Origin of the sequence: Succinimonas sp., assembly GCF_045225735.1 — a bacterium.
Classification (GTDB): Bacteria; Pseudomonadota; Gammaproteobacteria; order Enterobacterales; family Succinivibrionaceae; genus Succinimonas.
This window is the reverse complement of sequence record NZ_JBGVBR010000074.1, coordinates 1-12,881: the sequence shown is the minus strand read 5'-3', so window position 1 is coordinate 12,881 and position 12,881 is coordinate 1. Positions and strand designations below refer to the sequence as shown.

Sequence of the window (12,881 nt, the reverse complement as noted above, 5' to 3'; positions counted from 1 at the left end):
GCATCCCCCCGAAAAATTCAAAATACCGCTCAGGGCTCACTGCTCAATGGGCCATCCGCATTTGGTGAAAAATCGCAGGGAAGTTACTCCTGAAATAGGAAAAGCCGGAGGCGAACTTCCGGCTTTTTAGCATGTTATCCTGTTTTATCCTGAAAGCAATCCTTTGGCAGACTTGATCTGTTCTCCCGATCTGCAACGTCTTTTATTGTCTTAGAAATCCGGAATCACCGGGACATATTTGCTGCTATCCACAATTTCAGTCAGAGATCTTTTGCGACTGTTTTTTTTGACCCGGGGCTTCCGGGGTTTTTTGACCACCTGACTGCGGTAGGGCCGGCAGAAGTCCTGCAGCGTTCTCAGACAGATCTGATAAGGACATTCGTTCTGGATTTCCCGGGCCAGATCAACGCAATTGCCCTCCAGCTTGAGAAAGCGCTTCATAATAAGCTGCTCATTGTCTACAAGATACCCCTTGAAGCCCAGATGCCGGCCGTCCTTTCCGACGCGTTGGCCGTCTGTCGCCTTGATGTATTTGTAAACAGTATTGCGGGAAATTTTAAGCATTTTGGAGATGCCAAGGATGGAAACTCCAGCTTCCTTCAGTTCTTTTATCTCATTTTGTTGTTTAGGTGTAAACATCTCTTGGGTTCTGTCTTAGTTCGATTTTGTAAAAAGCTTTCAAAACCAGTAAGCCAGAGTTTGCTGCTCTAACTCATTGCAAATATAAACAATATGATAATAATTTCAAGCGCCAAAGAAGCGATTATCCGTCTTATGGACTGTTGAAATTAAATAAACTATTCTAATTTATCAGAGTTGGTGTTTGCACTTCCTTATGCGTCATACTAACAGCATCTGCCTGAAAAAGCTCGCTAACTGTCAGAATAGTGAGTTTCTGTCCGGCTGCCATTTTTAATTTTACATGAAGTGTACCGTGAGATATAGCTTTTTTTGGGATTTTTTTTAAAAATTAACTTTAAGTTATTAATGAGTGTTCACAATATTGCGTTAATTTGTCACTTTCTTACCCCGGGGTTTGCTTCCTCCGAAATACTTGTCTTACGCCCCGGATCTTCCGTGAAGATCTCGTTCCGCGCCTTATGGCGCGGACTCTGCGGGGAGTTTCGGGAAGGGGCGAAGGAATGCGGTGCCGGCGCTGATGAAAGAGGCCGGTTTCCGCTGATAAACCCCGGTGCAGGAGCCGGAAGCGGAACACCGTCTTTCTGTTCCATGATAACGGCGGCGCGGCTTAAGGCCGCATCATCAGGTATTGCCGTTCCGGAGGCGCTTCTCCTAATATACCGGGTAGGAAGCTCCGTTTGCGGGATCAAAGGGGGAATGAGATTCCCTGATTACGGTTTTGAAGAATTCCATGGCCCCCGGAACGTCGAAGTTTCTGAAGCCATAGGCCTTTTGCAGCAGCTCACGGCTCAGGAAGCGGTCATACTTTTCGAATTCCAGGTTGCCCACGGTTTTGGCGAGCTCCGTTTCATGAGGCGGCGCAGTGTTCAGTATGGCCTGTACGGTGTCCTTGAATTTCAGGCTGGTGATCCTGGGAATGAAAATCGCGCTGCCGATTTTTTTGGCATGAGGGATGTCATGCTTCTTCAGGATCTGGACGATGGTCTGCATGATGCGATCCCCCTTCCAGGGCAGGAGGTAAATGCCGTTGATCCCCACGATAAAGCGGTTTTCAAAAAGGTTGAGCGCCTGAAAGTGTTCCCGCCCCTCCTCAAAATGCTTGCAGGCTGCCCGGTTCAGGTAGGGGAGGGGCTTTTGGGAGGTGTAGAGCTCCAGCATCTTTTCCCGCACGCCGTCATGAATGCGGCCGCCATTGCCGTCGATAATGAGGGGCTCCGCGTCCTCCTTGCAGCTTTTTACGTAGATTTCATGCTTTTCATCGCTGAGGAATATCACTTCCCAGCCCTTTCCGGCAAAGAGGAAGGTGTCTCCCACCTCCAGAGGCTGATTCAGGGGGATGGTGCCGATCTTCTGGCCGTCATTGTCAATGGTGTATTCCTCCTGAACCTTGAAGGCGCTGTAGAAGTTGTAGTTGGAGAGGAGCTTTTCGCCGCCGATGCCCAGAGTGAGGCAGCCGTCCCCCATTTGCGTTAAAAGTTCGTGAGATCCCAGAGAGCGCAGGAGCTCGGCGAAGGTGCCGGGATCCACCAGGCTGAAGGGGCCGGTTTTGCAGAGGAGGCGGTACAGGCTTTTGGCCTGAACGCTGCCGTACTGGGCGGTAATGGCCAGTACCTGCTGCGTCAGGGTGGACAGGGCGTATTCCCGGCGGGTGGGAGGTTCAAACCAGCGGGAGAGCACGAGCTCGATCATGGCGGCCGAGGCAAAGGTCTCGTCCCGGAGAAGTTCGTGGAGAGCAGGTTTGTCATTGTCGGGATCCCCCACCTCCGGAATGAAGATGCGGAGCACGGCGTCCTTGTCCCGCCGGCCGGATCTCCCGATCCTTTGCCGGAGACTGGCCACGGACTGCGGGGAGTTTATCTGACCGATGGAGGCGATGTCGCCGATGTCTATCCCCAGCTCCAGGGTCTGGGTGCAGATGGCGGTGGTGGGGAGCCGGCCTTCCTTGAGCCGATTCTCCAGGCGCTCCCGGAGATCCTTGGAGAGGGAGCTGTGGTGCGGGAAGAACTCCACCGGGACAAAGTTATCCTGACACAGCCGGGTAAGGCTGCCGGCAATGAGCTCGGTTTTGTTGCGGCTGTTGGCAAAAACCAGATTGGTGCTGCCCCGGAGCAGCCGGAAAATGTCCCGGGCCAGATAGTCGTAATTCCGGCTCTCCTCCTCATGGCTGGGGGACTTTTGGATATCATAGCCCCGGATCTGGAGCTTAATGCCCTTGGATCCGGCGGAGCTTTCGATGATTTCGGTTTTGCCGGCGGCATTGGGCCGGAGCCACTGCTTAACGGACTGGATGTTGCTTAAGGTGGCGCTCAGGGCAATGCGGGGAATCTGCTTTTTCTGGAGGAATTCAATGCGGTGAAGCTGACTCAGGAGCTGATAGCCCCGCTCGGTGCCGATAAAGGCATGAAATTCATCAATGATGAAATAGGACAGGTTTTTCAGGGCTTCCTTGCACCACTTCTGATGATTAATCAGCAGGGATTCCAGCGATTCCGGGGTAATAAGAATGATGCCCTCCGGGAGCTGAAAAAGGTTTTTCTTATGGCTGGAGCTGATATCTCCGTGCCACGGGGTTACGGGAATGCCGGTAGCCTCGCCAAGAGCGTTGATGCGCTTGTACTGGTCATTAATAAGAGCCTTCAGGGGGCTTATATAGATGATCCTGACCCCGGGGAGCTTTTTGGAAAGGATGGCGGTGCAGGCCGGCAGAAAGGCGGCCTCGGTTTTGCCGCTGGCGGTGGCGGCGCTGATAATAATGTCGTCCTGAGCCCGGAGGATGGGCAGGATGGCCTTTTCCTGAATATCATGGAGATGCGTCCAGCCCTGGCGGTTCAGCCACTTCAGAATCACGGGATGGAGATAGTTGACATTGGTATCCATGTTTGCCTCGGCGGAACCTGCGTAAGAGGATGGGAGAGCTCCGGCCGGCATCATTGGGCCGGAGCCGGGCTTTTCTGAAGAAAAATGTTCAGGCGCCAGCGCTTTAACTAGAGTGTAAAGCCGGTGAGGGCGTCATCATCTCCCGCATCAGCGGAGCCTTCATCATCGTCCAGTCCCAGGGAGTCGGTGTTTTCCAGCCCCACCTGAACATCCTGAAGGAGCTTTTTCCAGTCCAGGGAGGGATTCTGCTCAATCACTGACAGGAAGTCCACAAAAGCCTTGATGGTGTTCCGGGGGGTTTTGAAGTAGGCATCCCCGATATTCTGGGAGCAATGAGTCAGGAACCGTTCCAGAGCTTCGTCGGGCACCAGATAGTCGTCCGGATTGTAGAAGGCGAAGATGTTTCTGATATTGCAGAGGAGCACATAAAGCTCTTCCGGAGTCAGGTTGTCGAGACGCATCACAGGTCCGGAAAGATCGTTCACCCCGGCCTTTTTGGCGAAATCATTGGCCGCCAGACGGGAGCGCAGAGCTTCGTAGCTGAAAAGCCCTTTGCGGGGATCCTCCAGAAAATCCGGGGTGCCCCCGAAAATAAAGCCCAGTCCTCTGACATTGCCCTGCATGCAGTCATTAATAATGCGGAGGATCTGCTCGTAGTTGGCTTCCCGGGATCTGATGTTATGGATCTTGTAGAGGTTCACCATCTCATCCATGCTGATAAGAAGGCCCTTGTAGCCCGCAGCCTGCACGAAGGCGCTCAGGAGCTTAAAGAAATCATAAATGGAGGCATCGTCCACGATGGTGCGCACCCCGAGCTCCTGCCGGGCTTCGGTTTTGGTGTGGTATTCTCCCCGGAGCCATTTCACGGCATTGTTTTTAAGATCGTCATCTCCGGTATCAAAGCCTTTCCAGTAGGCCTGAATGACGATAGCAAAGTCATACCCGCCCACATAATCATTGAGGAAGGCCAGCTTGTTCTTGATGACACCGGAGAGATCCGCGTTCGGGTTTTCTTCGCGGATATTGGTGATGAACTTTTCGATAATGGAGTTAAGAGCGCTGCCGTTGGGACGGGCCCGGGTGGCCATGTTCCGGGTCAGCTCCTGATAGAGATTGAGAGCCTGGCCGCTGGAGGCCTGGAGTCTTCTGTCCGGGGCCAGATCCGCATTCATGGTAACCAGGCCCTTTTCGAGAGCGATGGTTTTAACGAGCTGCAGAAAAAAGCTTTTGCCGGCGCCGTAATCCCCGATGATCATCTTAAAGGAGCTTCCTTCATCAGCGATGCAGTCAATATCCTTCACCATGGCTTTGATTTCGTTTACGCGGCCCACCTGGATGTACTGGAGGCCGGTTCTGGGGGTAACGCCGGCGCGAAGGGACTGAATGATGGAATCTCTTTCACGTTGTCTTATTTTTGGGGTCATCTCTGCTGCCTTAATTTGCTTGGATCCTTAAATTATAGACCATCAGTTTTTGCGTGCCATGATTTTTCTGAAAATTCTCCGGTGAGTTTCGCAAATTTGGCATGCAGCTGAAGAAATGTACGGATGCGGCTTGACGGCTTGGCAAATGTCTCGGGATACCGGTGTCAGCGATGCAAGCTGACTTTCCCGCCGGTATCAGTCGATGCCGTATTTTCTGAGCTTTTTACGGAGAGTGCCGCGGTTAAGGCCCATGATTTTAGCGGCTCTGGTCTGATTTCCGGAAACATAGCGCATCACTCTCACGAAGAGGGATTTCTCGACTTCCTGAATGACCTGCTCATAGATGTCAGAGGGTTCGTCTTCTCTGGTGTGATTGTGCAGAAACTGAATGACGTTGGTGGAGATATTGTCACAGTAAGGATTTATGGTGTATTCGCTGTTTAACCCCGGCGGCTGGGTTCCGGTGCCGGATGCTCCGCTTTGCTCGCTGTCCTGGGCGGCGCGGTTCTGATTCAGGCTGTCGGATGTGATGTTTAACATTTTCTTACCTTCATTGGAAACAAAGCTTTCTCCTGCTGCGGGCAAAGGAGGCCGGAGGTTTAGCCTGATGGAGCCCGGGGACGATCTGCAGGGACGGGGCGTATATTATTATCTTTTTGGCTTTTTTTAAAGCTGATTTTGTGATTTAGGTAAAAGTTTTTTGAGGGTTTGGCGATTTTTTGAACAATTTGGAGGGGCTGGGGGAAATGCGGTGGTATGGATGGGATTAGCCGTCGAGACAGGCTGAGTATGTGCAGTGAAAGAGGCGGGAAGGTTAAGGTATGAGAGTACGACCGACTATTTAGCATGTACACATGGATGGGGGGTTCCCCCCCCCCATTGTCATGATTATGCTTATTTTCTCACCCCGCTCACCAGACACCATTCCTCCCGGAACACCGGTTCCTTGAGCTTAAACCACTGCGAATAAATCTCCTGAATCTCCGGACACTGGGAGGCAATGATCCCTGACAGCGCAAAGCTGCCCCCCGGAGCCACCATGCCGGCAATTGTGGGAGCCAGTTCTCTCAGGGGGCCCGCCAGAATGTTGGCCACGAGAACATCAGCCTGAACTCCCCTGGGGGTATCCTCCGGAAGATAGAGGCTGAGCCTTTCAGAAACGCCGTTCCTTTCCGCATTGTCTTTGCTGGCGGTGAGGGCCTGAGGGTCAATGTCGATGCCGACAGCCTCCGGAGCTCCCAGCTTAAGAGCGCTTACCGCCAGAATGCCGGAGCCGCAGCCGAAGTCGATGACCTTCTTGTTTGCCAGCGGGAGACTGTCCAGCCAGTTAAGACACATGAAGGTGGTGGGATGAGTGCCGGTGCCGAAGGCCAGGCCCGGATCCAGCATGACGTTTACCGCCTGGGGATCGGGAATTTCGCACCAGCTGGGGCAGATCCAGAGCTTTTCCCCGCACTTCAGGGGATGGAACTGGTTCATCCATTCTCTGACCCAGTCCTTGTCCTCCAGCTGCTCTGCCTTGATGGTAATCTCGTCATGGAAGTGATCCCGGAAGAACTTCATAATGGGGGCAGGATCCGTCTCGGCTTCAAAGAGCCCGGTTACGGTGGTGTGCTCCCAGAGTTTGGTCTCTCCCGGCAGGGGCTCATACACCGGCGCATCCTCGGTATCGGTGTAGGTTACACTGGCAGCGCCGAACCCTGACAGCATCCCGCTTATCTTATTGGCCTTTTTGCTTACGGTGCCGATTTTAATTTGTATCCAGGGCATAGATTTCCTCCTGAGAGCTGAATAAACCTTTGAACCGGCTGTTCTCCAGCGCATAGGGCTCGATTTCCCGGTATTCGGTAACGACATCAAGATTAAGAGCTTCCGCATATATCAGAAGCTGTTCCCGGACAATGTCAGCGTTCTTTTCCATTTCAATATCGCAGATCATGGTTTCCGGATCCAGCTTCATTTTACAGCCGATAAGGGAAAGAGATCCGGTGTTTACCGAGTTTTCCGTTACTATCTTGAGCTTGAGAGCGCGATCATCTGCCGGGCCCACCCAGATAACGTTGTTGAAGCCGCCCATGATTTTCAGGAACTCCAGGGCCCGAAGGCTCTCCTCCCGGATAACGTTTTTGTTGCTAAGCTCCCGGCCGACGGCTTTGAGGGCGGCCATGCCCTTGCTCATGGTTTCCGTGTAGGCTCCCTGAAGCCTTATAAGCGTATATGCCAGAGCCATGGAGGCGCTGAACACCGCAATTCCGATAGTGGCAAAGGAGGGATCGGCAATGTCAATGTCAGCAAGAACAATGTCCGGACGGTAGAAGCTTTCAGCATTATTTATCAGCACATCGAATTTGACATTGCAGGTTACCATGTAAATGACTGAGCTGATAATGAGATAAAGAGCAAAAAGAGAAGGGTAAAGCCAGATCAGAGTGAGCATGAGCAAAGTGATGCTCATGCTGGTGCTGCCGCTGCTCAGAGCCAGCAGGAATAACAGCGAGGTGAAATACTTGCCGTGGGATCCCTCCCACAGCGCCACCGCTGCGTAAATACCTGTCAGCACCGAGAAAAAGCACAGCAGAGTTCCGGTATAAATGCCGTTGGTGTTCCGGAATGCCGGAGCGGCCTCAAATATTTCCAGAATCCGATCCCCGGATCCGAAAGCCTGAGCTGTCTGATAAAGCGCGCCGTAAATAAAATCGAAGAAATCCGCGGAGGTGATGGAAAACAGGGCGTATCTGATGCCGGAAATGGCATAGTGCAGAATGGCCCACACCGGGATTGTCAGCACCAGAGTGAATACCAGAACAAAAAAGCCGGCCAGCACATAATTGAGAGCGGACTCTCCCAGAGAAGGCTTTCCGGTGTTTGCCGGAGACGGCACCGAAGCAGCAAAGGGGGCCAGAAACGCCGCCACGATCCCGGGAGAAACCGACTGGGTGCCGCAGGTTTTTACAATAATAAAGGCAGTAAAGTAGGAGATAGCACAGCCGAAAAGCCGCCAGATCCTGTTATCCTGCTCCGGTATCATGGAACAGGCCAGAGCGAAGGTCAGGGTTACCAGGCTGGCATTGGAGAACAGTCTGACGTTGTCCGGATGAAACACATACACCCCGGTGGTATTACACATGGTGACCAATGCAATGGGGAGCATAATCAGCAGAGTGCGGTAGTTGATGTTAGGGTGCATGCGGAGATCTGACCGTAATAAAAAGTGTGAGCAGAGTCATATAATAATCAATATTGACGGATATGAACAGAGCTCAGACAAGATTTTTTCAAAAACGGTTTTTCCGGCTATTCCGGCTATTCTTATGCCTGTGTTTCCTCAAATTCCCGGGCTCCTCAAATACCTGAGATTCTCAAACTGCTTGGATCTCTAACCCCTCGGGATCTTCTCCGGCAGCCTCAGTTTGTCCGGCTTTCCTGTATAATTACGTTTCTGAGGCGCGGTTTTCATAAGCGCCGTCCGCCAGGGAAAGCAGATTCTTTTAATCTATGAAAATTCATCGTCGCACAACTGAAAACCTGGGCCCCCGCCCCAAATGGCAGCTGGATCCGGTTCTTACGGAACTCTTCTGGAAGCGCGGTATTAAAAGTACCGGCGAGCTTTCCTATTCCCTTCGAAATCTCCTCCGGCCCGATTTTAAGGATATTGAGCGGGCCAGCGAGATCATCGGCCGGGCGGTTATGACCGGGGAAAAAATCCGGGTTATCGGCGACTACGATGTGGACGGGGCCAGCGCCACCGCTCTGGCTATGAGATTTTTTCAGGACGTGAGGTTTGAAAAGGCGGACTTCTATATCCCGAAAAGACAGGACGATGGTTACGGCTTTAACACGGCCATGGCGGACAAGGCCGCTGAAGATGGTGTAAGCCTTATTATCACGGTGGATAACGGTGTTTCCGCCCATGAGGCCGTGAGCAGGGCCCGGGATCTGGGACTCCTGGTAGTGATCACCGACCATCATATTCCCGGGGAAAAGCTTCCGGAGGCCGAGGCGGTGGTGGATCCCAAGAGACCTGACTGCCCCTTCCGCTCCAAGAATATTGCCGGAGTGGGGGTGATCTTTTACGTGCTCTCCAAAACCCGCTCCTTTCTCCGGGAACAGGGATGGTTTCAGAAAAAGGGCATTCCGGAGCCCCGCATGCAGGACTATCTGGATCTGGTGGCTCTGGGGACGGTAGCGGACGTGGTACCGCTGGACTACAACAACCGCATTATGGTGCAGTACGGCATCGGTCTTATCAGAAAGCACAGCGCTGCCTGCGGCATTGAAGAGCTGGTGCGGCTTTCCGGGGTTCCCGCGGTTAACTTTACCAGCTCGGACATTTCCTTTTCTCTGAGTCCCAAGCTCAATGCCGCCGGCAGAATTGACGACATGACCTACGGCGTGGACTGTCTTACGGCCCGGGATCCCTTTACCGCCAAGAGAGACGCCAGCATTCTTTACAATTTCAATATCCGCCGCCGGGAAATTGAAAACGAGATGATGCTTACGGCGGAGCAGCTTATTCAGACGCCTCCCGGCAGCATCGTTGCCGGAACCCGGGGATCTGTTCCCGGCAGGATTTCAGACGGGATTGTGATATTCAGTCCGGATTTTCATGCCGGGATCTCGGGAATCATTGCCGCCAAGCTCAAGGATCGCTATCGGGTGCCGGTGATTGTGCTGGCAGCGGGCATAGAGGAGCATACCGCGGTGGGTTCCTGCAGATCCGTGGAGGGCTTCAGCATGCATGCGGCTCTGGAATGCCTTCACGGCCTGCTGCCGGAGGTAGTGCTTAAGTACGGAGGCCATGCCAGGGCGGCGGGACTGACTCTGCGGCAGGAAGGCATTCCTGTATTCCGGGAGAAATTTCAGGAAATCGTCCGCGCTCATCTCAAAACCGGTTCCTCCGAGGAGACCATTGAGAGCGACGGCGAGCTTCCGGGCTCCTACTTTATCCCCAGCTTTGTCCGGACGCTGGTTTATGATCAGCCCTGGGGGGAGGGCTTCCCCAACCCTGTTTTTGACGGGGTATTCTATATGAGTCCCCAGACGGTATTTAAAAAGCATCTTCGGTTCCGGCTTTCTCTTATGGACGGCCGAAGCTTTCCTGCCGTTTATTTTTACTATGACGAGCGGCTCTGGCCCAACCAGAGCGTGAGCAAGGTGCGGGCGGTGTACTGTTTTCAGATAAGCAGTAACAGCGATACCGGGAAGATCAGCCTGATTGTGCGGGCTTTGGAGCCTCTCTATGACCAAAGCCGCATGGAGGGGATTTTATGGAACGGCGGTCTCGGCATTCCCTACGTGGATTTCGGGGTCAGGGGGTAACTTTTGCAAGGGGCCGGGAATGACTCTGATGAAAAACAGGCAGGCTTTCCGAAAAAAGAACAGGCGGAACCGGCAGGGAAGAATTCCCGCGGCTCCGCCTTAATGCCTGATAGAGGCGGCTTTTATTCGTCCTGAATAGCCAGAGCTTCCTCGCTGGCCAGAAGATTGGCCACGGTCTGCTGCCCCAGAGGCTCGTAGGTTTCCCGCTGCACCTTTTTAACGACCACCACGTCTTCTCCCTTCTTGTCGTACACCTCCCTCTTGTGGATGGCTTCGTCCAGCCAGGCAATGGAATCGGTTACCGCCCGGATCACCATGTCATCCATCTCCTGCCGCTTTTCATCAGAGGTAAAGTAAAGCATGTCCACGTCATAGCGGACATAAAGAGCCGGGAGCCGGTTCAGGGTCATGCAGAAAAGATCCGTCAGATAGTCGGTGTCCCGGGTCTGGGCCAGCTCCAGGGCATTAATGTAGTCCCGTACCAGTTTTTCATAATAATTATGGACTTCTTCAATTTTTGGCATTGCTGTTTTACCTTGTTATTCAGTTACACGGATCCCGCGCATCCGTGGTGAGTTTTCCTTATCAGATTCCGGCCGGAACTTAGGCAGCCTGTTATGTCTGCTTTTCTGTCAGTTATTCCGTTAAAGCTGCTGCCAGTCTTCATCGGCATCTTCCGCAGGAGTTACCGCCTGCTTTTTCTTCTTTTCATGCTTGGCTTCGGCCTCCAGCATGTTCTTGATGTATTCCTCGGCCTCGGTGATATTGGGGGCGTGTCCGGCATTGGTCTCGCCGGCCGCATATACCGCAGCGCCGATAATGCCGGCAAGGTTCAGCGTGGTGGCGGGCACTACCGGGGTTCTCACCCGGATCTTTTCCTGAAACTTGCTGAAGCTCTTGGAAGCGCCGCCGCCCAGAATAATGAGATCCGGATTGAACAGGAACTGGAGTCTCTGGAGATAGCGGTTGAATCTCTTGCCCCACTTGTTCCAGCCCAGATCCTGCCTTTGTCTGGCGGCGTCAGAGCAGTAATGCTCGGCGATGTCATCAGAAAGAATGAGATGGCCGAGTTCGGTATTGGGCATGAGCGCCCCGTTTACGAAGATGGCCGAGCCGAGACCGGTGCCTACGGTGATCATCATGACGATTCCCGTCTGATGATCCTTCCCGATGCCGAATTTCATTTCCGCGATGCCGGCGGCGTCAGCATCGTTGATGACAAAAACCGGGTGCCCCAGAGTTTCGGTAAAGAGCTTCTCCACCGGGGTGTTAATCCAGGTCTGATCGATATTGGCGGCGGTGAAGCAGATGCCGTGATGCACCGTGGCCGGGAAGCCGCAGCCGATGGCCTCATAGTCCGTGAACTGGGCAGCCAGCTCCTTCAGGGTTGCCGCCACGGCTTCCGGGGTGGCCGGCTGCGGGGTGGCAATGCGGATTCTTTCTGATAAAAGCTCTCCGGTTTCCGTGTTTACCTTGGCTCCCTTGATTCCGGAGCCTCCAATATCTACGCCCAGTGCAATCATCTTAGTCTCCTTCGCTCTTTTCGAACTATGCAGCGATTTCAGACCTATTATAAATTTTTGCGATTTCAGTTAAGCCGTTTCTCGCAAAAAACCGGCATTTACTATGTTAAATTGTGAGCAAAATTCGTTTTTTAACCACGGGGAATAACCGTCGGATGTAATTGTTACAGGAGCGCGTTTTTTAAGCCGGAAGTCCGGTACAGACTTCCGGCGCCGGGCAAATGCCTCGGCAAAATCAGGCTTCCCCGTTCTTGGAAATCTTGGCGGACTGAGCCCGGACGGCCTCCCGGAGGGTAATAGGATAAGCGGTATCCCGCGGGGCCTTAAGCTTCCTTAGGATTTCCGGGTTCCCGGGAGCATTGGCGGCAGCGGCAAACACATTTCTCATAAAGGCCTGATAGCCGATGCGATAAACCGGACTCCCGGCGAAGATCCGGAGAAACTCCTCCTCCGTGAGATCCAGAAGGGCGGATATACTGAGAAGCTCCCGGGAGTAACGGCATTTAAAATCAGGATCCGGCGCCGGAGGACGGCGGAGGAGCTTCCGGTTTTCCTGACAGGCAAGCTGGCATTCATCGCACCCATAGATGCGGTTACCTAGGGCCGGGATCATTTCCGGAGGAATTTCCCCGGGGTTTTCAATAGTGAGATAGGAGAGGCAGCGCTCGATTTTAAAGCCCTGAGGGGTGAAGGCTCCGCCGGGACAGCGGGTCTGGCAGAGCCGGCAGCCCGGGGGACAGGGGGCGGGGGGCTGTTCTCCCGCGGAGAAGGTGCGGCTCTCAGAAACAGCCCCGGAGATATCCGTGAGGAGCTCCCCCAGAAAGACCCAGGAGCCCCCCTGATTTACTCTGACCAGATTGTTTCTGCCCCGGACAGCTATACCGGTCATTTCCGCAAAAAACTGTTCGTAAAAGGGAGCGCTGTCCGTGATGGCCCGGGTGTTACAGCCGGGAACCAGGGTTTTCAGGTGTTTTCCGATAAGATCCAGCTTTTTCCGGAGGGTTTTATGGTAGTCCCGGCCCAGAGCGTAAATGCTGATACGGCCGGTTTCCGGCTCTTCGGAGAGATTTTCCTGATAATAAGGCAGGGCAAAGCT

At 53.4% G+C, this 12,881-nt stretch carries 10 protein-coding genes; 1 reads left to right on the top strand and 9 read right to left on the bottom strand.

Annotation, left to right across the window (positions count from 1 at the left end; genetic code table 11):
- Window positions 1-210: 210 nt before the first annotated feature.
- From ACJROR_RS02640 to ACJROR_RS02615, 6 genes are all read right to left on the bottom strand, one after another.
- The gene (locus ACJROR_RS02640; protein WP_406545737.1) at window positions 211-639 is read right to left on the bottom strand and encodes a helix-turn-helix domain-containing protein; all 429 of its coding nucleotides are present in this window, start codon (window positions 637-639) and stop codon (window positions 211-213) included.
- Window positions 640-1,293: 654 nt separating this feature from the next.
- Complete coding sequence (locus ACJROR_RS02635; protein WP_406545736.1) at window positions 1,294-3,519, bottom strand: DEAD/DEAH box helicase; 2,226 nt, start codon at window positions 3,517-3,519, stop codon at window positions 1,294-1,296.
- 107 nt (window positions 3,520-3,626) lie between these two features.
- Window positions 3,627-4,943, bottom strand: a complete 1,317-nt coding sequence (locus ACJROR_RS02630) for an ATP-binding protein (RefSeq protein ID WP_406545735.1) — start codon at window positions 4,941-4,943, stop codon at window positions 3,627-3,629.
- A gap of 195 nt (window positions 4,944-5,138) precedes the next feature.
- Window positions 5,139-5,483 (bottom strand): helix-turn-helix domain-containing protein, encoded by a 345-nt coding sequence (locus tag ACJROR_RS02625; RefSeq protein WP_406545734.1) that lies wholly within the window; start codon window positions 5,481-5,483, stop codon window positions 5,139-5,141.
- A gap of 354 nt (window positions 5,484-5,837) precedes the next feature.
- Window positions 5,838-6,713: a 50S ribosomal protein L11 methyltransferase gene (gene prmA / locus ACJROR_RS02620; RefSeq protein WP_406545733.1), complete on the bottom strand. Its 876-nt coding sequence runs from the start codon at window positions 6,711-6,713 to the stop codon at window positions 5,838-5,840.
- Window positions 6,694-8,130: a hypothetical protein gene (locus ACJROR_RS02615; RefSeq protein WP_406545732.1), complete on the bottom strand. Its 1,437-nt coding sequence runs from the start codon at window positions 8,128-8,130 to the stop codon at window positions 6,694-6,696. Before ACJROR_RS02615 ends, prmA begins: the two co-directional genes overlap by 20 nt.
- Before the next feature lie 308 nt (window positions 8,131-8,438).
- Between ACJROR_RS02615 and recJ the strand changes: the two genes are divergently transcribed.
- A complete protein-coding gene (gene recJ / locus ACJROR_RS02610; protein WP_406545731.1) occupies window positions 8,439-10,262 on the top strand; it encodes a single-stranded-DNA-specific exonuclease RecJ in 1,824 nt (607 codons plus the stop codon).
- A gap of 122 nt (window positions 10,263-10,384) precedes the next feature.
- On the opposite strand, the gene ACJROR_RS02605 is transcribed toward recJ, so the two are convergent.
- The 3 genes from ACJROR_RS02605 to queG form a co-directional block, all read right to left on the bottom strand.
- On the bottom strand, window positions 10,385-10,786 hold the full coding sequence (locus ACJROR_RS02605) for a late competence development ComFB family protein (protein ID WP_406043527.1): 402 nt from the start codon (window positions 10,784-10,786) through the stop codon (window positions 10,385-10,387).
- Window positions 10,787-10,906: 120 nt separating this feature from the next.
- Window positions 10,907-11,785 carry a polyphosphate--glucose phosphotransferase gene (ppgK, locus tag ACJROR_RS02600; protein WP_406043529.1) on the bottom strand — a complete coding sequence of 293 codons (879 nt, stop codon included), beginning with the start codon at window positions 11,783-11,785 and terminating at the stop codon, window positions 10,907-10,909.
- 235 nt (window positions 11,786-12,020) lie between these two features.
- Window positions 12,021-12,881: tRNA epoxyqueuosine(34) reductase QueG (queG, locus tag ACJROR_RS02595; protein WP_406545730.1), on the bottom strand; the 861-nt coding region annotated here is incomplete at its 5' end.

Excerpts from the sequence above, each read along its gene's own strand:
- ACJROR_RS02640 (WP_406545737.1), bottom strand. The coding sequence starts at position 639 with ATGTTTACACCTAAACAACAAAATGAGATAAAAGAACTGAAGGAAGCT.
- ACJROR_RS02635 (WP_406545736.1), bottom strand. The coding sequence starts at position 3,519 with ATGGATACCAATGTCAACTATCTCCATCCCGTGATTCTGAAGTGGCTG.
- ACJROR_RS02630 (WP_406545735.1), bottom strand. The coding sequence starts at position 4,943 with ATGACCCCAAAAATAAGACAACGTGAAAGAGATTCCATCATTCAGTCC.
- ACJROR_RS02625 (WP_406545734.1), bottom strand. The coding sequence starts at position 5,483 with ATGTTAAACATCACATCCGACAGCCTGAATCAGAACCGCGCCGCCCAG.
- prmA (WP_406545733.1), bottom strand. The coding sequence starts at position 6,713 with ATGCCCTGGATACAAATTAAAATCGGCACCGTAAGCAAAAAGGCCAAT.
- ACJROR_RS02615 (WP_406545732.1), bottom strand. The coding sequence starts at position 8,130 with ATGCACCCTAACATCAACTACCGCACTCTGCTGATTATGCTCCCCATT.
- recJ (WP_406545731.1), top strand. The coding sequence starts at position 8,439 with ATGAAAATTCATCGTCGCACAACTGAAAACCTGGGCCCCCGCCCCAAA.
- ACJROR_RS02605 (WP_406043527.1), bottom strand. The coding sequence starts at position 10,786 with ATGCCAAAAATTGAAGAAGTCCATAATTATTATGAAAAACTGGTACGG.
- ppgK (WP_406043529.1), bottom strand. The coding sequence starts at position 11,785 with ATGATTGCACTGGGCGTAGATATTGGAGGCTCCGGAATCAAGGGAGCC.